This window comes from Pseudooceanicola sp. (assembly GCF_029213205.1).
Classification (GTDB): domain Bacteria; phylum Pseudomonadota; class Alphaproteobacteria; order Rhodobacterales; family Rhodobacteraceae; genus Pseudooceanicola.
Map to the genome: position 1 here is coordinate 24039 of NZ_JARGNH010000014.1, position 22680 is coordinate 46718.

General features: G+C 65.9%; 21 protein-coding genes. 14 read left to right on the top strand and 7 right to left on the bottom strand.

What is annotated here, in order from left to right; genetic code table 11:
- Both P1U48_RS11675 and P1U48_RS11680 read right to left on the bottom strand, forming a co-directional pair.
- The gene (locus tag P1U48_RS11675) at positions 1-954 is read right to left on the bottom strand and encodes a hypothetical protein (RefSeq protein WP_301069173.1); all 954 of its coding nucleotides are present in this window, start codon (positions 952-954) and stop codon (positions 1-3) included.
- A 97-nt stretch (positions 955-1051) separates the two neighbouring features.
- Positions 1052-1876: a sulfite exporter TauE/SafE family protein gene (locus P1U48_RS11680; protein WP_301069174.1), complete on the bottom strand. Its 825-nt coding sequence runs from the start codon at positions 1874-1876 to the stop codon at positions 1052-1054.
- A 178-nt stretch (positions 1877-2054) separates the two neighbouring features.
- On the opposite strand from P1U48_RS11680, the gene P1U48_RS11685 reads away from it, so the two are divergent.
- The 11 genes from P1U48_RS11685 to P1U48_RS11735 all read left to right on the top strand — a co-directional run bounded on the left by P1U48_RS11685 (position 2055) and on the right by P1U48_RS11735 (position 12851).
- Positions 2055-3233 (top strand): multidrug effflux MFS transporter, encoded by a 1179-nt coding sequence (locus P1U48_RS11685; RefSeq protein WP_301069175.1) that lies wholly within the window; start codon positions 2055-2057, stop codon positions 3231-3233.
- Positions 3234-3539: 306 nt separating this feature from the next.
- Positions 3540-4244 carry an NAD-dependent deacylase gene (locus P1U48_RS11690; protein ID WP_301069176.1) on the top strand — a complete coding sequence of 235 codons (705 nt, stop codon included), beginning with the start codon at positions 3540-3542 and terminating at the stop codon, positions 4242-4244.
- Positions 4245-4411: 167 nt separating this feature from the next.
- Positions 4412-5458: a rod shape-determining protein gene (locus P1U48_RS11695; protein ID WP_301069177.1), complete on the top strand. Its 1047-nt coding sequence runs from the start codon at positions 4412-4414 to the stop codon at positions 5456-5458.
- A gap of 75 nt (positions 5459-5533) precedes the next feature.
- Positions 5534-6454, top strand: coding sequence for a rod shape-determining protein MreC (gene mreC, locus P1U48_RS11700; protein WP_301069178.1), 921 nt, complete (start codon positions 5534-5536; stop codon positions 6452-6454).
- Entirely contained in the window at positions 6447-6998 is a 552-nt protein-coding gene (locus P1U48_RS11705; protein ID WP_301069179.1) for a rod shape-determining protein MreD, read from the top strand. Before mreC ends, P1U48_RS11705 begins: the two co-directional genes overlap by 8 nt.
- Positions 6995-8941 (top strand): penicillin-binding protein 2, encoded by a 1947-nt coding sequence (gene mrdA, locus P1U48_RS11710; RefSeq protein WP_301069180.1) that lies wholly within the window; start codon positions 6995-6997, stop codon positions 8939-8941. Before P1U48_RS11705 ends, mrdA begins: the two co-directional genes overlap by 4 nt.
- Positions 8938-10086 carry a rod shape-determining protein RodA gene (gene rodA, locus P1U48_RS11715; RefSeq protein ID WP_301069181.1) on the top strand — a complete coding sequence of 383 codons (1149 nt, stop codon included), beginning with the start codon at positions 8938-8940 and terminating at the stop codon, positions 10084-10086. Before mrdA ends, rodA begins: the two co-directional genes overlap by 4 nt.
- Positions 10086-11030: a glyoxylate/hydroxypyruvate reductase A gene (locus tag P1U48_RS11720; RefSeq protein ID WP_301069182.1), complete on the top strand. Its 945-nt coding sequence runs from the start codon at positions 10086-10088 to the stop codon at positions 11028-11030. The genes rodA and P1U48_RS11720 overlap by 1 nt, the downstream gene beginning before the upstream one ends.
- 502 nt (positions 11031-11532) lie before the next feature.
- Complete coding sequence (gene rpmB, locus P1U48_RS11725; protein WP_301069183.1) at positions 11533-11826, top strand: 50S ribosomal protein L28; 294 nt, start codon at positions 11533-11535, stop codon at positions 11824-11826.
- Between the two features lie 101 nt (positions 11827-11927).
- Entirely contained in the window at positions 11928-12272 is a 345-nt protein-coding gene (locus tag P1U48_RS11730; RefSeq protein ID WP_301069184.1) for a hypothetical protein, read from the top strand.
- Between the two features lie 60 nt (positions 12273-12332).
- Positions 12333-12851, top strand: coding sequence for a copper chaperone PCu(A)C (locus P1U48_RS11735; RefSeq protein ID WP_301069185.1), 519 nt, complete (start codon positions 12333-12335; stop codon positions 12849-12851).
- A gap of 20 nt (positions 12852-12871) precedes the next feature.
- Here the strand turns inward: P1U48_RS11735 and P1U48_RS11740 are convergent, their stop codons facing one another.
- The 5 genes from P1U48_RS11740 to P1U48_RS11760 all read right to left on the bottom strand — a co-directional run bounded on the left by P1U48_RS11740 (position 12872) and on the right by P1U48_RS11760 (position 18613).
- Positions 12872-14533 carry a thiamine pyrophosphate-binding protein gene (locus P1U48_RS11740; protein ID WP_301069186.1) on the bottom strand — a complete coding sequence of 554 codons (1662 nt, stop codon included), beginning with the start codon at positions 14531-14533 and terminating at the stop codon, positions 12872-12874.
- 124 nt (positions 14534-14657) lie between these two features.
- Positions 14658-15689 (bottom strand): ATP-binding cassette domain-containing protein, encoded by a 1032-nt coding sequence (locus P1U48_RS11745; protein ID WP_301069188.1) that lies wholly within the window; start codon positions 15687-15689, stop codon positions 14658-14660.
- Positions 15686-16564, bottom strand: coding sequence for a choline ABC transporter permease subunit (gene choW, locus P1U48_RS11750; protein WP_301069190.1), 879 nt, complete (start codon positions 16562-16564; stop codon positions 15686-15688). Before choW ends, P1U48_RS11745 begins: the two co-directional genes overlap by 4 nt.
- 65 nt (positions 16565-16629) lie before the next feature.
- The gene (locus tag P1U48_RS11755) at positions 16630-17550 is read right to left on the bottom strand and encodes a choline ABC transporter substrate-binding protein (RefSeq protein ID WP_301069228.1); all 921 of its coding nucleotides are present in this window, start codon (positions 17548-17550) and stop codon (positions 16630-16632) included.
- Positions 17551-17722: 172 nt separating this feature from the next.
- Positions 17723-18613 (bottom strand): LysR substrate-binding domain-containing protein, encoded by an 891-nt coding sequence (locus P1U48_RS11760; protein ID WP_301069191.1) that lies wholly within the window; start codon positions 18611-18613, stop codon positions 17723-17725.
- Between the two features lie 141 nt (positions 18614-18754).
- Between P1U48_RS11760 and P1U48_RS11765 the strand changes: the two genes are divergently transcribed.
- The 3 genes from P1U48_RS11765 to phnY are packed head-to-tail and all read left to right on the top strand — an operon-like array spanning position 18755 to position 22644.
- Positions 18755-19927, top strand: a complete 1173-nt coding sequence (locus P1U48_RS11765; protein WP_301069192.1) for a 2-aminoethylphosphonate--pyruvate transaminase — start codon at positions 18755-18757, stop codon at positions 19925-19927.
- A gap of 15 nt (positions 19928-19942) precedes the next feature.
- The gene (gene phnA, locus P1U48_RS11770) at positions 19943-21196 is read left to right on the top strand and encodes a phosphonoacetate hydrolase (protein WP_301069193.1); all 1254 of its coding nucleotides are present in this window, start codon (positions 19943-19945) and stop codon (positions 21194-21196) included.
- Positions 21193-22644 carry a phosphonoacetaldehyde dehydrogenase gene (phnY, locus tag P1U48_RS11775; RefSeq protein ID WP_301069194.1) on the top strand — a complete coding sequence of 484 codons (1452 nt, stop codon included), beginning with the start codon at positions 21193-21195 and terminating at the stop codon, positions 22642-22644. Before phnA ends, phnY begins: the two co-directional genes overlap by 4 nt.
- Positions 22645-22680: the final 36 nt, after the last annotated feature.

The window sequence follows — 22680 nt, forward strand, 5'->3', positions numbered from 1 at the left end:
CTAGGCCGCCTGATGCGCCGGGTACAGATCGATGTGATGCGCCCGCACCAGGCCATAACCGCCGGGCACAATCGCCACGACCTTGCCGCCCAGCGTCACCCGTGCAGTGCCGGGATTGGCCGGATCCTCGGAAATCCCGATCCGTCCGTCGCCCGTCTCTTCGCGGTTATAGGCGATCATGATCTGATCCGCTTCGGGATCAAAATCTTCGATCAGCAGCGGCGCCGCAGGGTTGGCGCGATGCGCCTTGCCAGAGGCGAAACCGGTGTCAAAATCGTCGTCTTCATCCTCGTCGCGACGGGCCAGACCGATATCGGGGGCACCACCGCGGACCATGCCGCCAATCGCATCGGCGATCTTGGCCGCAGGCTTGGCCTCAGGCGCGCCTTCGACCTCCAGCAGGTCACCGCGCGCCATCGAGCTGATGAGATCGAGATCGACATCATCCTCGAACAGTTCGTCATCCTCATCGGCGCTGTCCCAATCGCGCAGATCGCTTGCGCCATGAAACGCGCGGCGCTCGGCAATTTCGGGCGTGTCGTCCTCATCCAGATCGCCAGCACCCGCGCTGGAATAATCCGCATCCACGTCAAAACCACCGATCACCGAACGGATGGTATCACCAACCGAGGCATCGGTTGCCTCAGCCATGGTTGCGAGGTGATCGTCCATCCCGGAGATGCCATCGCCCTCTCTGTCGAAATCATCTTCGACCACTGCGGCCAGCGGCAGATCGTCGGCGGCATCCTGCAGCGCCTTCTTGCTGCGCTTCTTGTTCTTGCGAGCCAGGTCGAACCCGAGGATGCCGATCCCGGCCCCTTCGTCTTCGTCCTCCGAGGTTTCGAATTCATCCATGTCATACCGTGACGCCCCGGAATATTCCGGTTCGTTGGTGGTGGTGGTGAAATAGATGCCGATCGAGGCAAGGGCAAAAACGATGAGAAGCTCAAGCATGGCGAGAATCCTGCGGTTGGTTGCCGCATTTGTCGCCGCAGATTTAGGCCCGATCAGGGCCAGAGCAGGGCCATGTCAGGGAAACCCGGCGGCAGGATCAGCCAATAAGCGCCTTGCGCAGCATGTTCAGCGCCACCAGAAACAGGAAGGCGGCAAAGATCCGGCGCAGCGGTTTCGGGTCGGTGGCATGGGCCAGTTTCACCCCCAGCGGCGTGGTGATCAGGGTCATCGCGATGACCACGAAGAACGCCGGCAGGTTCACCGCGCCAAGGCTGTAAGGCGGAACCGTCTGGCCCACGGGGGTATAGAACAGAAAGCCGGTGACCGAGGGCACCGCGATCAGCACACCAAAGCCCGAGGCGGTGGCGACCGCACGGTGGATCGGGCGAGCGTAGAGGGTCATCAACGGCACCCCGAAACTGCCGCCGCCAATCCCCATCAGCACCGACATGAAGCCGAGCAGAGGCGACAGCAGCGCGCGTTTCACCCCGGTCGGCATCGATTCGGCCAGCCGCCATTCGGGTTTGCCAAAGGCCAGGTAAAGGCCAACGACGATGCCCAGAACCCCGAACAGGATTTGCAGCGCCAGCGAGCGCACCGAGGCGGCGACCAGCATCCCCAGCACCGCGCCGATGACGATGCCTGGCGCCCAGGTTTTTAGGATATCCCAATCGACCGCGCCCTTGCGATTGTGCGAATGCAGCGACCTGAGCGAGGTGACCACGATGGTGGCCAGCGAGGTGGCCAGACAGATCTGCATCAGGTTCGGCCCGCCATAGCCGAGGGTGGTGAAGGCGTAAAAGAATGCCGGCACCAGAACGATGCCACCGCCAACCCCGAGCAACCCGGCCAGCACCCCGGCAAAGGCGCCAATCACCAGCAGCAGGGCAAACATGGTAACCAGAAGGGTGGGATCGGGCATGATGTTTCCTTTGACGGGACTGGCAGCAGCAGAACCACCTTTTGCGCCGCATCGCAAGCTTGCGGGCGTCGCGGCCTTGGCATTCCCGGGCGTCGAACATAGCTTGCGCGGCGACTCGGCCCCCCCGCTCCCGCCCATGCCCGCGGCTTGCCGCCCCGTGCGCCCGAAAGGCTCCGACATGCTTCGCCTGGCGATAGTCCTCGGCCTGCTTGGCCTCATTGGCCCGTTTGCGGTCGATATGTATCTGCCCGCCCTGCCCCGCATCGCCCTCGATCTGGGCAGCAGCGAAGCGCAGGTGCAAATGACCCTGACCGCCTATTTCGCCACCTTCGGCCTGGGCCAGCTGTTCTATGGCCCGATGTCGGATCAGACCGGGCGCAAACCGCCGATCCTGCTGGGGCTGGCGGTGTTCCTGGCCGGGTCGCTGGGCGCGATGAGCGCCGGGGATGTGACCAGCCTGGCGCTCTGGCGGGCGCTGCAGGGGCTGGGCGGCGCGGCGCTGATGGTGGTCACGCGGGCGGTGATCCGCGACCGCTATACCGGGGCCGAGGCGACGCGGCTGATGGCGATGCTGATGCTTGTCATCTCGGTCTCGCCAATGCTGGCGCCGCTGGCCGGAGCCGGGGTGATCGCGGTGGCCGATTGGCGGGCGGTGTTCGGTGTGCTGGCCGGGCTGGCGCTGATCAGCCTGGTGCTGGCCTCGACGACGCTGCCCGAAACCCTGCCACGTGAGCGCCGGGTGCCGGTGAACCTGACCAATATGCGGCGCGGCGCCGGGGTGCTGCTGCGCGATCCGCTGTTCATGGGGCTGACCTTTATCGGCGGTTTCGGCATGGCCAGCTTCTTTGTCTTCATCGCCTCGGCCAGCTTTGTCTATTCCGGTGAATTCGGGCTGAGCCCGACCGGGTTCTCCATCGCCTTCGCAATCAATGCCATCGGCTTTTTCTCAGCCTCGCAAGTGGCGGCCCCGCTGGGCATGCGGCTCGGGGTGGCAAAGGTGATCCGCCTGGCGGTGATCGGATTCTGCCTCAGCACCGCCACCCTGGCCCTGCTGGCGTTGTCCGGTCTGGCCGGGCTCTACACGATCATCGCCGGGCTGTTCCTCGGCAATGCCTGCCTCGGCCTGGTGATCCCGACGACGATGGTTCTGGCGCTGGACGAGCATGGCGATATCGCCGGGCTGGCCTCGTCCCTGGGCGGCACCTTGCAGATGCTGGCGGGCGGGCTGATGATCCTGGTCTCGGGGCTGTTCTTTGACGGAACCGCAGTGCCGATGCTGCTGGTCATCGCCGCCTGCGCCGGGATCAGCCTGACGCTGACCCTGATCATCCTGTCGCCACGGCGGCGGATTGCCTAACAGGGTGCCGAAACAGTCGCTTATCAGGAAGGCTGTCCCCGCATCAGGGCCGTTTCGCCTGATCGCGCCGTCCTTTGGCGGCTCGACATGTGCCCCGTGGATCGTCTCTCCGCGTCATGCGGCACGCAAAACCGGGGTGGTCTGGCGAGGTGGTTGGCGGCTATTGTCAGAGTGAACCACGGCCCGCTCGTCTCGTCCGTCCCGCGCATCCTCACCCCCGTCGGCGCGGCCCAAAGGGTGAACCATGTTCTCAAAGCCCTGTCGAGGCAGGGCTCGTTCAGCAACCTTTTGGGCCACGGAGGCGACATGGACAAGATCGTGATCCTCACCGGGGCCGGCATATCGGCGGAAAGTGGGCTTGGCACCTTTCGCGGCGCCGGGGGGCTTTGGGAAAACCAGCGGATCGAGGATGTGGCGACGCCCGAGGGCTTTGCTCGCGATCCGCAGATGGTCATCGATTTCTACAACATGCGGCGCGGCAAGCACCGTGAGGTGCAGCCGAACGCGGCGCATCTGGCGCTGGCGCATCTGCAAGCCAGCTATCCAGGCGAGGTGGTGATCGTCACCCAGAATGTCGACCGGCTGCACGAACGCGGCGGCGCCAGCGCGGTGATTCATATGCATGGGGTGCTGGACGCGCTGTTGTGCAACGCCTGTGGCCACCGCTGGGGCTGGCCGTTCGAGCGCCGCCTCGACCTCGCCACCGCTTGCCCGCGCTGCGCCGATGCCCCGACCCGGCCCGATGTCGTCTGGTTCGGTGAAATGCCCTATCACATGGAGGAGATCGAGGCGCATCTGACGGGGTGCGACCTCTTCGTCGCGATTGGCACCAGTGGCCAGGTCTACCCGGCGGCCGGGTTCGTGCGCGCCGCCGATCAGGCCGGGGCCGATACGCTTGAGATCAACCTCGAAGCCTCGGCGGTGCGCAGCGATTTCGCCCGCGCGATCATCGGCCCGGCCAGCCAAACCGTCCCCGCCTGGGTCGATGCGCTGCTGAGGCACCGAGTTTGAGCCCGGCGGCGCCCCCCCCCCGCCCCGGCCAGGACTGGCGGTATCACGCTGATGTGCAGCCACGTTTCCCTTTCACGCCCGGCCCCCCCCGCCTATAACAACATCTTGTCCGCACCACCCCGAGTCGCGGGCACGTTGGGGAAACGGGCACTCAGGACAAAATTAATATGAGACTTTTCGACAAGATGCCGGGGCTGTTTGCAGCCGACATGGCAATCGACCTCGGAACCGCGAACACGCTGATTTATGTCAAAGGGCGTGGGATTATTCTGTCCGAACCTTCTGTCGTGGCCTACCACGTCAAGGACGGCGTCAAAAAGGTGCTGGCGGTCGGCGAGGATGCCAAGCTGATGCTGGGCCGCACCCCGGGCAGCATCGAGGCGATCCGCCCGATGCGCGAAGGCGTGATTGCGGATTTTGACACCGCCGAGGCGATGATCAAGCATTTCATCCGCAAGGTTCACAAACGCACCACCTTTTCCAAGCCCAAGATCATCGTCTGCGTGCCGCATGGTGCCACCCCGGTGGAAAAACGCGCGATCCGCCAGTCGGTGCTGTCTGCGGGCGCGCGCCGGGCCGGGCTGATTGCCGAACCAATTGCGGCGGCGATTGGCGCCGGCATGCCGATCACCGATCCGACCGGCAACATGGTCGTCGATATCGGCGGCGGGACCACCGAGGTGGCGGTGCTGAGCCTGGGCGATATCGTCTATGCCCGTTCGGTCCGCGTCGGCGGCGACCGGATGGACGAGGCGATCGTCAACTACCTGCGCCGTCAGCATAACCTGCTGGTCGGCGAATCCACCGCCGAGCGGATCAAGACCTCGATCGGCACCGCGCGGATGCCCGATGACGGGCGCGGTCAATCGATGTTCATTCGCGGCCGCGACCTGCTGAACGGCATCCCCAAGGAAACCGAAATCACCCAGGCCCAGGTCGCCGAGGCGTTGTCGGAACCGGTGCAGCAAATCTGTGAGGCGGTGATGATCGCGCTTGAAGCGACGCCGCCGGATCTGGCCGCCGATATCGTTGACCGCGGGGTGATGCTGACCGGCGGCGGCGCGCTGCTGGGCGATCTCGACCTGGCGCTGCGCGAACAGACCGGGCTGCCGGTCTCGATCGCTGACGAAAGTTTGAATTGCGTCGCACTGGGAACCGGCAAAGCCTTGGAATACGAAGCACAATTGCGTCACGCGATTGACTACGACAGCTAAGCCGACAAGACTCGCGCCAACGCCCTGACCCGGCGCCATGCGGCGGGAGATTTGGGCGTCAGGTGAAGGGAACCGATGGCCAGGAACCGAGGACAGGACGAGGATTATGTCGCTCCGCTCCGGCGTTTGCTGGTCGGGGTGTTGGTTCTGTGCCTGCTGTCGATCTTTCTGGTCTGGCGTATCGACAGCCCCCGGGTTGATCGGTTCCGCGCCCAGGTGGCGGATCGGCTGCTGCCCAATTTCGACTGGATGATGGCCCCGGTGACGGCAGCGGTGAACACCCTGCGCGATTTCCAATCCTATGACCGGATCCGCGACCAGAACCGCGAATTGCGGCGCGAATTGCAGCAGATGAAGGCCTGGAAGGAAGCGGCGTTGCAGCTGGAACAGGAAAACGCCCGGCTGCTCGACCTGAACAATGTGCGACTGGATCCCCGGCTGACCTATGTCACCGGTGTGGTGATGGCCGACAGCGGCTCGCCGTTTCGCCAATCGGTGATGCTGAACGTCGGCAGCCGCGATGGCATCGTCGACGGCTGGGCGGCGATGGATGGGATCGGCCTGGTCGGACGGATCTCCGGCGTGGGCGAAAGCACGGCGCGGGTGCTGCTTCTGACGGACACCTCCAGCCGGATACCGGTGACCATTCAGCCCTCGGGCCAGCGGGCGATGCTGGCGGGCGACAACACCGCCGTGCCGCCGATTGATTTTCTCGAAGACCCCGATCAGGTGCGCCCCGGCGACCGGGTGATCTCTTCCGGCGATGGCGGGGTGTTCCCCGCCGGGCTGCTGGTCGGCCAGGTGGCACAGGATTCCGGTGGCCGCCTGCGGGTGCGCCTGGCCGCCGATTACGAGCGGCTGGAATTTCTACGGGTGCTGCGCCATCTGGGCACCGAAATCGTCACCGATCCCGGCGCCATGGTGGCCCCGGCAACCCGGCCCGAGGCCCAACCGCAGAGCAATGCCGAGGCCGCAAGCGAGCCCAACAATGGCTGATCTGGTCCTCAGAACCGGGGCCGCGCGGCTCTGGCTGATGCGGCTGAGCTTTGCGCTGATCGGCCTTGCCATCATTCTGATCGACCTGATGCCGCTGGAAACCGCGCCGCGTCGCTGGGCCGGGCCGGACCTGCTGCTGGCGCTGATCTTTGCCTGGACGATCCGGCGACCCGCCTATGCGCCGTTGCTGATCGTGGCGCTGCTGATGCTGCTGTCGGATCTGATGCTGCAGCGCCCGCCCGGGCTGATGGCGGCGCTGGTGGTGCTGGGCTGCGAATGGCTGAAAGGCCGCGGGCGGGCGATGCGCGAATTGCCCTTTGCCGCCGAATGGCTGGCGGCAAGCGTGGCGATGGCCGGGGTGGTGATCGGCTATCGGGTGCTGCTGGTGGTCTTTGTCACCGACCTGCCGCCGCTGTTCCTGAACCTGATGCAATTGGTGGTCAGCGCCGCGATCTATCCGCTGGTGGTGCTGGCCTCGGTCCTGCTGTTCGGGTTGCGCAAGCAGAGCCCCGGCGAAGCCGCCGCGCTGGGAAGTCGGATATGAGACGGCCGCGCCCACAGGACCGGCTGGAAAGCAGCCGCAAGATCACCCGGCGCGGGCTGATCCTGGCGGCCGGTCAGCTGGGCGTGATGGGCGTGCTGGGCTTCAGGATGCGCTATATGCAGGTCGATCAGGCCGATGAATTTCGTCTTCTGGCCGAAGAGAACCGGGTGAACATCCGGCTGATCCCGCCTGCCCGGGGCGAGATTTTCGACCGCAACGGGCGTATTCTGGCACGCAACGAGCAGACCTATCGGATTGTCATGGTGCGCGAGGATGCCGGTGACGTCGACGCGGTCATCGCCCGGCTGTCGCGGCTGGTCGAACTCGACCCCGATGAGCTTGAAAAGGCAATGACCGAGATGAAACGCTCGGCCCCGTTCCTGCCGATCACCCTGGCGGACCGGGTCGCCTGGGAGGATATCTCGCGCGTGGCGGTCAATGCCCCGGCCCTGCCCGGCGTCACCCCCGAGGTCGGGTTCAGCCGGGTCTATCCGCTGGCGGCGGATCTGGCCCATGTGGTCGGCTATGTCGGGCCGGTCAGCGATTACGACCTGAACCGGATCGAAGACCCGGACCAACTGCTGCGGATCCCGCGTTTCCAGATCGGCAAGGTCGGGATCGAGGCCAAGATGGAATCGCAGCTGCGCGGCAAGGCCGGGGCGCGACGGCTTGAGGTCAACGCCACCGGGCGGGTGATGCGGGAATTGTCGCGGCGCGAGGGGCTTGAAGGCGCCAATCTGCAACTGACCATCGACCACCGCCTGCAAAACTATGTGCAGGCCCGGCTGGGCGAGGACAGCGCCTCGGCGGTGGTGATCGATTGCGAGACCGGTGATCTGCTGGCGCTGGCCTCATCGCCCAGCTTTGATCCCAACCTGTTTGTCAGCGGCATTTCGGTGGCCGATTACAAGGGGCTGACCGAAAACCCCTATCGCCCGCTGGCGGCCAAATCGGTGCAGGGCGCCTATCCGCCCGGATCGACCTTCAAGATGGTGACCGCACTGGCGGCGCTGGAAAGCGGCCTGATCAAGCCCGATGACACCCAGTATTGCCCCGGTTACCTTGAGGTCAGCGACCGCCGTTTTCACTGTTGGAAACGTGGCGGGCACGGCCATGTCGATCTGGAACAATCGCTGCGCGAAAGCTGTGACGTCTACTATTATGAGCTGGCGCTGGAAATCGGCATCGAACGGATTTCGGAAATGGCGCGGCGGCTGGGCATCGGCGTGCGCCATGACATTCCGCTGTCAGCAGTGGCGCAGGGGCTGGCCCCGACCAAGGCCTGGAAACAGCAGGTGCGCGGCGAGGATTGGCTGATTGGTGACAGCGTCAACTCGGCCATTGGTCAGGGGTTTGTGCTGGCCTCGCCGATGCAGCTGGCGGTGATGACGGCGCGGATCGCCACCGGGCGGGCGGTGTCGCCGCGAATCATCAAATCCATCGACGCCGTCGAACAACCCTCCGGCGCCGGGGCCAGCCTGGGACTCAACGAAAACAACCTGCGGCAGGTGCGCAAGGCGATGTTTCAGGTCTCCAACAACCGTCGTGGCACCGCCTATTCCAACCGTATTGCCGAAGACACCATGCGGATGGCGGGCAAGACCGGCACCAGCCAGGTGCGCAACATCACCGCCGCCGAACGCGCCCGCGGGGTGTCGAGCAACGACCAATTGCCCTGGGACCGGCGCGACCATGCGCTGTTTGTCGATTTCGCCCCCTATGACGCGCCCCGGATCGCGGTGGCGGTGGTGGTGGAACATGGCGGTGGTGGCTCGACCACGGCGGCGCCGATCGCCCGCGACGTCACATTGCAAGCGCTCTATGGCGACGACCCGCCGCTGTCGGCCTACCCGTCCAAGGACCGCGGCCGCATCCGCGCCCAGCAAGAGCGGCTGCGGGAACTGCGCCCGCCCGAGGACGTGAATGGAAAGAGCCGCGCATGAGCTATCTGGAATATTCGGTTCAGGCGACGCCCAGCGGCTTTCGCAAGATCCTTTACCTGAACTGGCCGCTGGCGCTGCTGCTGACCGCCGTCGCCTGTGTCGGCTTCCTGATGCTGTATTCGGTGGCGGGCGGCTCCTTCTCCCCCTGGTCCGAGGCACAGATCAAGCGTTTCCTCATCGGCTTTTCCCTGATGATCACCGTGGCGATGGTGCCGATCTGGTTCTGGCGCAATGTCTCGGGCGTCGCCTATCTCGGCGCCCTGGCAATGCTGTTGGCGGTGGAATTCTTTGGTGCCATCGGTATGGGCGCACAGCGCTGGATCGATCTGGGATTCGTGCGGCTGCAACCCTCGGAACTGATGAAGGTCACCCTGGTGATGCTGCTGGCCGCCTATTACGACTGGCTGCCACTGCGCCGGGTGTCGCATCCGCTCTGGGTGGCGGTGCCGGTGCTGATCATCCTGGCGCCAACGGCGCTGGTGCTGGGTCAACCCGACCTCGGCACCGCCATCCTGCTGATGGCCGGGGGCGGCGCGATGATGTTCTTTGCCGGGGTGCATTGGGCCTATTTCGCAGCGGTGCTGGCGGCGGCGGGCGGGCTGGTGACGGCGGTGTTCCAGTCGCGCGGCACCGATTGGCAGATGCTTCAGGATTACCAATTCCGCCGGATCGACACCTTTCTTGACCCCTCCAATGACCCGCTCGGCGCCGGCTATCACATAACCCAGTCCAAGATCGCGCTGGGATCGGGCGGCTGGACCGGGCGCGGCTTCATGCAGGGCACCCAGTCGCGGCTGAACTTCCTGCCGGAAAAGCACACCGATTTCATCTTTACCACCCTGGCCGAGGAATTCGGCTTTGTCGGCGCCGGGGCGTTGCTGGTGCTCTATGCGCTGATCATCGCCTTTTGCCTGCATTCGGCACTGACCAATGCCAGCCGCTATGGATCGCTGGTCACCCTGGGCATGGCGATGACCTTCTTTCTGTTCTTTGCGGTGAACATGTCGATGGTGATGGGGCTGGCGCCGGTGGTCGGGGTGCCGCTGCCGCTGGTGTCCTATGGCGGCTCGGCGATGGTGGTTCTGCTGATCGGCTTTGGCGTCGCGCAAAGCGCCCATGTCCACCGCCCGCGCAGCCGCCGCTGATGGTCACTGTCCTGTTCGCCGCCGCGCCCGACCTTTGGCCGCTCTATGAGGCGCCATTGCGCACCGCGCTGGCCGAGGCCGGGCTGCACGATGTAACGCTGTGTCCGAATCCGGCGCCGGATTTGACCCCGGAAGGTGTCGATTACATCGTCTATGCACCGCATGCCGGGCTGCGGGATTTCCGCCCCTTCACCCGTGCCAGGGCGGTGCTCAGCCTCTGGGCCGGGGTTGAGGGCATCGTCGACAACCCGACCCTGACCCAGCCGCTGTGTCGGATGGTCGACGGCAGCCTCAGACAGGGCATGGTGGAGTGGGTCTGTGGCCAGGTGCTGCGCCATCACCTCGGGCTTGACCGGCTGCTGGCGCAGCAAGACGGGACCTGGGCGCCACAGGTGCCACCCCTGGCCCATGCCCGGCCCATCGGCATCCTCGGACTCGGCGAGCTGGGCCAGGCCTGTGGACAGGCGCTGGCCGGGCTCGGCTTTCCTGTCACCGGCTGGAGCCGCCGGGCCCACGATGTGCCCGGCCTGACCTGTCGGCACGGCGCCGAGGGATTGGCGACAACCCTTGCCGGATCGGCGATCCTGGTGCTGCTGTTGCCGCTGACACCGGCCACCGAGGGGCTGCTGGATGCCACCGCCCTGACCCAGCTGCCCCGGGGCGCGGTGCTCCTCAACCCCGGGCGCGGCGCGCTGATCGACGATGACGCGCTGATTGCCGCGCTGGACAGCGGCCAGATCGCCCATGCGACGCTGGATGTCTTCCGCCAGGAGCCGCTGCCTCCCGCGCATCCGTTCTGGGCGCATCCGCAGGTCACCGTCAGCCCGCATGTCGCCGCGGAAACCCGCCCCGAGAGCGCGGCACGGGTGATCGCCGAAAACATCCGCCGCAGCGAGGCTGGCGAAGACCTGCTGCATCGGGTCGACCGCGCCGCCGGGTATTGAAGCGCTGCGCGCGATTGGGGCTCTGCCCCAAACCCCGGGATATTTGAGACCAGAGGAAGCAAAGGATTGTTAACCCGAATCGGGTTCGCTGGTTTGGCGGTACAGGCGGGGACGCCGATGATCGCACCAGGGGAAGGCCCCCTGCCAGACGCAGGGGGCTGGACCTCGGGCCTGCTCCACCTGCCGCTTCCTCTGGTTCCAAATATCCCCGCCGGAGGCCGCGCGGGGGCGGTCCACAGGACCGACACCGCACAAAAAGGCATGCGCCGTGCAACGGCGCACCGCTTGGACCCGCGTGCGGACCCGGGCGGATGATCTGGGTGGACTCTCCCGGCTGATCGCCATGGGACAGGCGCGCTGCGGATTCCCGGCGAGCGGGCCTTGACCTCCGCCCCAATAGCCCATAGAGAGCGCGGACAGAATTCACCGGGCGTCGCAAACGCGGCGCCGTTTCATTTGCATCAGGGCATCATCCGCCCGCGCATGTTCGAGGACTATAGCCATGTCGCGCCGCTGCGAACTGACCGGTAAAGGCCCGATGACGGGCAACAATGTCAGCCATGCCAAAAACAGAACCCGCCGCCGGTTCCTGCCGAACCTGAACGACGTCTCGCTGCGTTCGGAGGCCTTGGGCCGCACCGTCAAGCTGCGGATCTGCGCCGCCGCGCTGCGCACCGTCGATCACCGCGGTGGGCTGGACAAGTTTCTGGCCAAGGCCAAAGACACTGAACTTTCCGCCGCCGCGCTGAAAGTGAAGAAAGAGATCGCCAAGCTGCAGGCCGCACCCGCCGCCTGAGGCCGATGCCGATCCCGGACTTGAGCAGCCCCGTGCCGATCGGCCGGGGCTGTTTCCATTTGTCGCGTGACCCTGACCGGCCAAACCCGTAAAACCGGCGCATGCTTCTGCGCCCTGCCTTTGCCCTGCTGCTTGTCGCGCTCCTGACCCTGACCGGTCAGGCGGCGGCAATTGCGCGCGGCCAGCCTGGCGCCGCGGGCTGGGCCGAGCTCTGCACCGGCAGCGGCCCCGTCATGGTGGCGCTCGATTCCGCCGGGCAACCGATCGGCCCGGCGCATCTCTGCCCCGACAATGCCTTTCTGCTGCTGCAGGCGATCGCCGTGCAAGCGCCGGTCATTGTCCCGCTCGACAGCCAGCGCCGGATCTTTCTGGCACTCGACATAATCACCGCCCACACGCCAGCAGCAGAGGCGCCCAGCGCCCGGGGGCCGCCTGTCCTGTCCTGAACGACCATCGAATTCGCCTCTCAGGCACAGACAAACAGACAGACAGACAGGACTGATCACATGCCAATTCGCCATTTGAAACGCACCGCACTTGCCGTGGCGCTGGTGCTGACCCCGCTTTCCGCCCTGGCCGGGGATATCCAGGTCGAGGGCGCCTATGCCCGCGCCTCCTCAGCCATGGCCAAATCCGGCGCCGCCTTCATGACCCTTCACAATTCCGGCAGCGCCGATGATCGCCTGATCGACGCGCGCTCCGACATTGCCCAGCGGGTCGAATTGCACACCCATATCGACGCCGGCAACGGGGTGATGCAGATGCGCCAAGACGAGGATGGCTTTCCGCTGCCCGCCGGAGGCGATGCCAAGCTGGCCCGCGGCGGCGACCATGTCATGTTCATGGGGCTGAACCGGCCGATGAATCAGGGCGACATGATCACCGTCACCCTGGTGTTTGAGAAATCCGGCGAAATGACCGTCGAGATCCCCGTCGATCTGAACCGCAAGCCGGATGCCGCAATGGGCATGGGTCATGGCAAGATGGGCAACGGCAACATGCAGCACGGCAAGATGTCGGATTGAGCCGGTTGCCAGCCGCGCGCCTAGCGGGCGCGCAGGCTGGTGATCGTGGCGCTGGGTGACAGCGCCTCGGGGTCGAGGATCAGATGCAGGATCGCCGGTTTGCCACTGGCTTGCGCCTCGGCAAAGGCGGCGGCGAAATCCTCGGCCCGTTCCACCCGCTTGCCAAAGCCGCCATAGGCCTGCGCCAGGGCCGCGAAATCGGGATTGGTCAGGGAGGTGGCCTTGATGCGGGTAGGGAATTCACGCTCCTGGTGCATCCGGATGGTGCCATAGATGCCATTGTCGACCAGCACCACGATCACCGGGATGTCATGATGCATACAGGTGGCAAATTCCTGCCCGGTCATCATGAAATCGCCGTCCCCCGCCAAGCAGACCACGGTCCGCTCGGGATGGGCACGTTTCGCAGCGACAGCGGCGGGAAAGCCATAGCCCATCGAGCCGCTGGTCGGCGCCAGATGGGTGTTGAAGCGGCGGAAGCGGTAAAACCGGTTCAGCCAGATCGCGAAATTGCCAGCCCCGTTGGTCAGGATCGCGTCGTCGGGCAGCTGATCGCGCATCCAGCACAGCACCTCGCCCATTTGCAGCGCCCCGGGGTTGGGCTCGGCGGTCTCTGACCAGTCGAGATAGGCGGCGCGGGCCGCGGCCACCCATTCGCCCTGATGCGGCGCTTCGGGCGCCAGCCCGTCAAGCGACGGCGCCATGCCCCGGGGGGTGGCGTTGATGCCGAGGGCGGGCTGATAGACCCGACCGATCTCATCCGCATCGGCATGGATATGCACCAGGGTCTGGTCGCCCGAGGGGATCGGCAGCAGGCTGTAGCTCTGCGAGGAAATTTCGGACATCCGGCTGTTCATCACCAGCACCAGATCGGCCTCGGTGATCGCCTTGAGCAGCTGCGGATTGGCGCCAAGGCTGAGGTCGCCGGCGTAATTGGGATGCTGTGCCGGCAACATCCCGGCGCGGCGGAACGCGGCGGCAAAGGGGATCGCATAGCGCTCGCAGAGCCCGGTGAAACTCTCCACCGCAGCGCTGTCCCAGCGCGAACCGCCGAAAATGGCGAAGGGGCGTTTGGCCCCGGCCAGCAGATCGCCGAGCCGGGCCACATCGGCGCCGGTCGGCGCCGTCTCGACCGGGGTGACCCGCGCCGCATCGGCGACGCTGACCACATCGTCGAGCATGTCTTCGGGCAGCGCCACCACCACCGGGCCGGGACGGCCCTGCATCGCGACGCGAAAGGCGCGGGCGACCAGCTCCGGGATCCGGGCGGCATCGTCGATTTCCACCACCCATTTGGCGACGGAGCCAAAGACCGCGCTGTAATCCAGTTCCTGAAACGCCTCGCGGTGTTTCATGCCGCGCGCGACCTGGCCGACAAACAGGATCATCGGGGTCGAGTCCTGCGCCGCCACATGCACGCCAGCGGCGGCATTGGTGGCGCCGGGGCCACGGGTGACAAAGCAGATGCCGGGCCGCCCGGTCAGCTTGCCCCAGCCTTCGGCGATCATCGCAGCCCCCCCCTCCTGGCGGCAGGTGAGCAGATCGACACCGGAGTCGATCAGCGCGTCCAGCACGCTGAGATAGCTCTCGCCAGGCACGCAAGACGCATGGCTGACGCCCTGGGCGCTGAGCTGGTCGACCAGCACCCTTGCACCGGTGCGTTCGCTGAGAATTGTGGACATGTTGGGCTCCTGTGTTCGGCGGCAGTGTTGCGGATTCGGACGGCAAGGGAAAGGGGGCGCGGCCCCCTCGGCCTGCGGCCTCACCCCCGGGATATTTCGGACCAGAGGAAGCGGGGGGCGCGGATTAGCGGGCCAGGGCGGTGACGATATCCTGGGCGGTGATCTGGCCGATGATGGCACCGCCCGCCTGCACCGCCAGCGGGCCCGGCGCGGCGGCAAGGGCGGTGATGGCGTCGGTCAGCGGTGCGTCGGCGGCGATGGCGGCGGCGAGGGTGATGGCCGCCGGGGTCTTTGGCGGTGTGGCGGACATCGCATCCCGCGCGGTCAGCACCGCCAGCGGGTTCATATGGGCGACAAAATCGGCCACATGCGTGGTCGCCGGGCGGGCGATGATCTCGGCCGGGGTGCCGCATTGCACGATCCGCCCGCCATCGAGGATCGCGATCCGGTCGCCGAGCTTGAACGCCTCGTCGAGGTCATGGCTGACAAACAGGATGCTGCGCCGCAGCTGGGTTTGTACCTCAAGCAACTCGTCCTGCAAGCGGCTGCGGATCAGCGGATCGAGGGCCGAGAACGGTTCGTCCATCAACAGCACCGGCGCATCGGTGACAAAGGCCCGGGCCAGACCGACGCGCTGCTGCATACCGCCCGACAATTCCGAGATCTTGCGATCGGCCCAGTCGCCGAGCCCGACCAGGGCCAGCTTTTCCTCGGCCCGCCGGTCGCGTTCGGCCCGGTCAAGCCCGGCCAGTTCCAGCCCCAGACCGACATTGTCGCGCACATTGCGCCAGGGCAGCAGGCCGAAATGCTGAAACACCATGGCGACGCAATCGCGGCGCAGATGCAGCAGCGCCTCGGGCCCGGCATCGGGCAGTTGGCAGGACCAATCGCCATCGCGCACCGTGACCCGGCCACGGCTGATCGGGGTCAGCCCGTTCACCGCCCTGAGCAGCGTCGATTTGCCCGATCCCGACAGCCCCATCAACACCAGGATTTCGCCCCGCTTCAGGGTCAGCGAGCAATCATGCACCCCCAGCACCTGCCCGGTCTCTGCCTGCACCTCTTCCCGCGACAGACCCTGGTCGATCAGCGGCAGCGCCGCCTCGGGGCGTGGCCCGAACACCACCGAGACCTTGTCAAAGATCACCGCGCTCATTTGCGCCCCCTGCCCCGTACCCGCAGCATCCGGTCGAGCACGATGGCCACCACCACGATGACAAAGCCGCTTTCAAAGCCAAGCGCGGTGTTCACCTGGTTGAGCGCCCGCACCACCGGCACCCCGAGCCCGTCAGCCCCGACCAACGCCGCGATCACCACCATCGACAGCGACAGCATGATCGTCTGGTTCAGCCCGGCCATGATCTGGGGCAGCGCGAAGGGCAATTCGATCTTCCAGAGTGTCTGACCCGGGGTGGCGCCAAAGGCGGCGGCGGTTTCAAGCAGCGGTTTCGGGGTCGAGGACACCCCGAGATGGGTCAGCCGGATCGGCGCCGGCAGCACAAAGATCACCGTGGCAATCAGCCCGGGCACCATACCGATGCCAAAGAACACGATCGCCGGGATCAGGTAGACAAAGGTCGGCAGGGTCTGCATCAGGTCGAGCACCGGCTGCATCCAGGCATAGGCGCGCGGGCGATGCGCGGCGGCGATGCCAAGGGGCACGCCGATGCCCATGCAGACCAGGCAGGCCGACATCACCAGGGTCAGGCTCTCGGTCATTTCCTCCCAGTACCCCTGGTTGAGGATAAAGAGGAACCCGGCAGCCACCAGCAGGCAGGTCTGCCAGCGGCGTTGCAGCCCCCAGGTGAGCGCGGTGAACAGGGCGATGATGATCAGCGGATGCGGGGTTTGCAGCGCCCAGAGCAACCCGTCGATCAGCGATTCCAGCGCATCCGCCAGCGCGTCAAAGGCAAAGCCGCCCTTGTGCTCCAGCCAGTCGAACCCGGCCCCGGCCCATTTGCCGACCGGGATCTTGGTGTCGGTCAACCAGCCGAGCATGGTGCGCCAGCTGTCGGGGCAACCATTGGCCATTGCGACGCCCCTGGCCGCCGCAATGCGCACGGCGGCCAGGGGCGCGAACGGCTCCGCATCGGCATTTACTCGAAGCTGGCCGTCAGCGCCGCGACGGCGTCGCCGCCCGCCTCGGTCGTCACCCCGTCCAGCCAGACTATCCAGACCTCGGGATGCGCCTTCAGCCAGGCTTCTGCCGCCTTTTCAGGGTCGCTGCCATCGTCGAGGATGGCGCCCATGATCTCGTTCTCCATCGCCAGGGTGAAGGAAAGATTGCCGAGGAAGGCGCCGAGATTGGGGCATTCGCCCGCCAGCCCCTTGCGGGTGTTGGTGAACACTGTCGCACCGCCCAGATTGGGGCCAAAGAAATCATCACCGCCTTGCAGATAGGTCAGATCGAAATTGGCGTTCATCGGATGCGGTTCCCAGCCCAGGAACACCACCGGCTCGCCCTTTTCGGTTGCGCGTTTCACCTGCGCCAGCATCCCCTGTTCCGAGCTTTCGACCACCTCGAACCCGGTCAGGCCAAAGGCATTGCCATTGATCATGTCGAGGATCAGCCGGTTGCCGTCATTGCCCGGCTCGATGCCATAGATCTTGCCTTCAAGCGCGTCCTTGTGAGCGGCGATATCGGCGAAATTGCCGATCCCGAGGTCGGCGGCGACGCGATTGACCGCCAGGGTGTATTTCGCGCCTTCCAGATTGGCGCGCAGGGTTTCGACGCTGCCATTGTCGCGATAGGGGGCGATATCAGCTTCCATCGTCGGCATCCAATTGCCGAGAAACACGTCGATATCGCCCTGCGACATCGCGGTGTAGGTGACCGGAACCGACAGCAGCTTGGTGTCGGTTTCATAGCCCAGCGCCTTGAGCACCCGCGTCGAGGCGGCGGTGGTGGCCGTGATATCGGTCCAGCCGACATCAGAGAACACCACCTTGTCGCAATCGGCCCAGGCCGCGCCGGTGCTGATCCCAAATGCCAGCACACTCACCAAACCCTGTTTCATCATCCCATACTTCCCCTGTTCGCTGCGCCGCGCTGGCCGCGTGTCTGATTGATTGACCAGGGGGCCCGATCTTCAGGCCCCGGCTGGTCATATTCCGGTTACCCTAGAGTAAGCCGTGGATATGTCGAAGACAAACCGCTGAATCGGGCCGGATGGTCGCAGGCGCGCGCCCCTATCCAGGCGCCATCGCCGGGTCACTCTCCGCCGCCAGCGCCATGTCGAGAAAGGCACGGATCACCCGGACCTCGCGACGCTGGTCGAGATAGACCACCGCCTCCTCCATCGTCAAACCGTCCGGCGGGGTCAGCGGCAGCGCCACCAATCGCGTGTCCGAGCCGAATTCCGCCCGGCTGACAAAGCCGACACCGCCGCCCGCCGCCACGATTTCGCGCACCGCCTCGCGGCCCTCTGCCTCGATCGCCGGGCGCAGGGTCAGCCCGGCGGCGCGGGCGGCGGCGAGCAGTTTGGCGCGGGTCTTGGACCCCGCCTCGCGCAGCACCAGCGGCTGGTTCACCAGCTCGGCCAACGGCAAGTCCTGACGCCTGGCCAGCGGGGAATCGCGGCTGACAAAGGCAACAATCGGCGCCGCCGAAAGGATCGTCCCGGTCAGCCCGGCGGCATCCGGCATCGCGCCCATCACCCCGACATCGGCGGCATAGGATTTCAGCGCCGCCACCACCTGATCGGAATTGCCCGACGACAGGGTGATCCGCACCCCCGGGTAACGGGCGCGAAACGCGGCCAGGCTGCGCAGCAGGTGGTGCGGCGCGTCGGCCATGATCCGCAGATGCCCGGTTCTGAGCGACCGGTTCTGCGACAAATATTCGCCCGCCTCCTGCTCGGCCTCGAACATGCGCCGGGTGATGCGCAGCAAATCCTCACCGGCGGCGGTCACTGTCACCTGCCTGTGACCTCGATCAAAGAGAAGCAGGTCATAGGCCTGTTCCAATTGCCGGACCTGATCAGACAGCGCCGGTTGCGTCAGGTTCAACACCGCTGCGGCACGCGAGAAGCCGCCGCAGATGGCCACATGATGAAAGGCACGCAGCTGGGCGTAACGCATCGGAGATATCCATAAGTCAGACTGATGTATTTATCGTAACAAACGATTTCCCATATGGCAAAGCCTCTGCCATCCTGACTCCAGCGCCCTGTCGCGCCCGAGCGAGCTGCCATGCCCCATCCCTTGCCCCCGACCGCCAAGATGCCACCTGCACGAATCGCCGACCCTGCCAGCGGCGCGCCGTTTCTGCTGACCCCCGGGCCGCTGACCACCTCGGCCGAGGTCAAGCGCGCGATGTTGCGCGACTGGGGGTCCTGGGACGATGATTTCCGCGCGATGACCGCCGAGATGCGCCAACGGCTGCTGGCGATTGCCGGTGACCGGGGCGATTACGACTGCGTGCCGATGCAGGGCTCGGGGTCGTTCTGTGTCGAGGCGATGCTGGGCAGTTTCGTGCCGCGTGACGGCAAGGTTCTGGTGCTGGCCAATGGCGCCTACGGGCTGCGCGCGGCGCAGACGCTCGCCTATCTGGGGCGCGGCTGCAGCCTGATCGACAAGGGCGATTACCTGCCACCGCGCGGTGCCGAGGTCAGCGCCGCCTTGGCCGCCGATCCGGCGATCACCCATGTGCTGGCGATCCATTGCGAAACCTCATCAGGGATCCTGAACCCGCTGGCGGAAATCGCTGAGGTGACGGCGCAGGCGGGGCGCGAATTGCTGGTCGACAGCATGTCGGCCTTTGGCGCGCTGCCGCTGGATGTGACCGAAATCCAGGTCGAGGCGTTTGTCTCGTCCGCCAATAAATGCATCGAGGGCGTGCCCGGCTTCGGCTTTGTCATTGCCCGCAAATCCACCCTGGCGGCGGCCAAAGGCAACAGCCATTCGCTGGCGCTGGACCTCTATGCGCAATGGCAGGTGATGAACACCACCGGCCAGTGGCGCTTTACCCCGCCGACCCATGCCGTCGCCGCCTTTCTGACCGCGCTCAGGGCGCATGAGGCCGAAGGCGGGGCGTCAGCGCGACTGGCCCGCTACACCAACAACCGCGATATCGTGGTCGCCGGAATGCGCGCCATCGGCTTTGAAACCTTGCTCGACGATGCCTGGCTCAGCCCGATCATCGTCACCTTCTTTTGCCCCGCCGATCCCGCCTTTGACTTCGCGCGGTTCTACGCCGCGATGAAGGCGCGCGGGTTCATCATCTACCCTGGCAAGCTGACCGTCGCCGAAAGCTTCCGCATCGGTTGTATCGGCCAGATGGACGGGGACATCATGCTGCGCGCCGCCGCCGCCGAGGCGCTGGCCGAACTCGACGTCCGCTCGGCCGCCCCGCCCGAGGCCGCAAAGGCCGCCCGCGCCCAACTTGTCGCCTAATCTGAAAGGATTCCGATGAACGCCCCCACCCGCACCAAGGTTACCGTCAATGACCGCAGCTATCCCTGGCCGCTGCGCCCGGCCATCGCGATCTGCCTGGACGGCTGCGAACCTGCCTATCTTGAGGTGGCGATCGCCGCGGGGCAAATGCCCAACCTCGCCCGGATCCGCCAGACCGGCAGCGACCGGCTGGCGCATTCGGTGATCCCGTCCTTCACCAATCCCAACAACCTGTCGATTGCCACCGGGTGCCCGCCCGCCGTGCATGGCATCTGCGGCAATTACCTGTTCGAGCCGGAAACCGGCGAAGAGGTGATGATGAACGACGTCCGATTCCTGCGCGCGCCGACCGTCTTTGCCGCCTTCCAGCAGGCCGGGGCCAAGGTCGCCATCGTCACCGCCAAGGACAAGCTGCGGGCGCTGCTCGGCGCCGGGCTGACCCATGGCGCCGAGGGGGCGATCTGCTTCTCCTCGGAAAAATCCGATACCACCACCCTGGCCGAACATGGGGTCGACACGGCCAACCTCTGGCTGGGCCGTCCGGTGCCCGAGGTCTATTCGGCGGAACTATCGGAATTCGTGTTTGCCGCCGGGGTCAAGCTGCTGCGCGAGCAGCGACCGGACCTGATGTATCTGACCACCACCGATTATGTGCAGCACAAATTCGCCCCCGAGGATGCCGAGGCGCAGGCGTTTTACGCGATGTTCGACCGCTACCTGGGCGAGCTCGACGCGTTGGGGGCTGCCATTGTGGTGACCGCCGATCATGGGATGAAAGCCAAGCATGACGCCAGCGGCGCCCCCAATGTGATCTATGTGCAGGACCTGCTTGACGACTGGCTGGGCCAGGGTGCCGCGCGGCTGATCCTGCCGATCACCGACCCCTATGTGGTGCATCACGGCGCGCTTGGCGGCTTTGCCACCGCCTATCTGCCGGATGGCGCCGACCGCGCCGACATCATCGCCCGGCTCACCGCACGCCCCGAACTGATCGCGGTTATGAGCCGCGAAGCGGCGGTGGCACGGTTCGAACTGCCCGCCGACCGGATCGGCGATATCGTGATGATCTCCAGCGAAACCATGACCATCGGCACCTCGGCGGAGCGCCACGATCTGGCGGCGCTGAAGGAACCGCTGCGCAGCCATGGCGGGCTGACCGAACAGGTGGTGCCGTTCATCGTCAACCAGGCGCTGCCCGACCTGCCCGGCGCGCCGGAGCTGCGCAATTTCGACGCGCTCTATTTCGCCTGCATGGCGGCGGCGACATGAAGGACATCGCCCCGCCCCGCCATGAGCCGATGCGCATCGCCGGACGCAAGGTCGATGCCGAGGCGGTGATCGAGGTGCGCTACCCCTGGGATGACAGCGTGGTCGGCACCGTCCCCGCTGCCAGCGCCGCGCAGGTGCGCGCGGCCTTTGCGATTGCCGCGCGCTATCGCGCCCGGCTGACCCGGCATGAGCGTCAGGCGATCCTGATGCGCGCCGCCGACCTGCTGGCGGCGCGGCGCGAATCGCTGTCCGGGTTGATCACCCTGGAATTGGGCGTCAGCCGCGCCGATGCCCGCTATGAGGTCGGGCGGGCGGTGGATGTCTTTGCCCTGACCGCACAGATGTGCCTGCAGGACGATGGCCAGAGCTTTGCCTGCGACATCACCCCGGGCGGCAAGGCACGGCGGATCTTTACCCTGCAGGAACCGCTGCGCGCGATATCGGCGATCACCCCGTTCAATCACCCGTTGAACATGATCGCTCACAAGGTCGCCCCGGCGATCGCCACCAACAATTGCGTGGTGCTGAAGCCGACCGAACAGACCCCGATGACCGCGCTGATGCTGGCCGATATCCTCTATGAAGCCGGGTTGCCGCCGGAAATGCTGTCGGTGGTCACCGGCTGGCCCGCTGAGATCGGTGATGAAATGATCCTCAATCCGGCGGCAGAGCTGATCACCTTTACCGGTGGCGTGGCGGTGGGCAAGCTGATCGCCGCCAAAGCCGGTTACACGCGTAAGGTGCTGGAACTCGGCGGCAATGACCCGCTGATTGTGCTGAATGACCTGGATGACGACGACCTGGCGCGCGCCGCCGATCTGGCGGTCACCGGCGCGACCAAGAATTCCGGCCAGCGCTGCACCGCGGTGAAACGCATTCTGGTGCAGGACTCGGTCGCCGACCGCTTTGTGCCGCTGCTGCTGGACCGGGCCCGGGCGATCCGCTTTGGCGATCCGATGGATCCGGCGACCGAGCTGGGCTGCGTGGTTTCCGCCGAGGCGGCAGCGCTGTTCGAACGCCGGGTGCAGCAGGCCGCCGAGGGGGGCGCCGATCTGCTCTATCATCCGGGCCGTCGCGGCGCGCTGTTGCCGCCGATCGTGCTGGACCGGGTCGATCCGGCCAGCGAATTGGTGCGCGAGGAAACCTTTGGCCCGGTGATCCCGGTGATCCGGGTGCCCGATGAGGATGACGCGGTGATCGCGATTTCCAACGGCACGGCTTTCGGGCTGTCCTCGGGCGTCTGCACCCATGATTACCGCCGCATGCAGCGCTATATCCACGGGCTGAACGTCGGCACGGTGAACATTTGGGAGGTGCCCGGCTATCGCACCGAAATGTCGCCCTTTGGCGGCATCAAGGACTCCGGCAACGGCGCCAAGGAGGGCGTGGTGGAGGCGATGAAAAGCTACACCAACCTCAAGACCTTTAGCCTGCCCTGGGCGGGCTGAGCTTAGCCGGGGCCTGAGTTCGAACCGCGCGGGGGG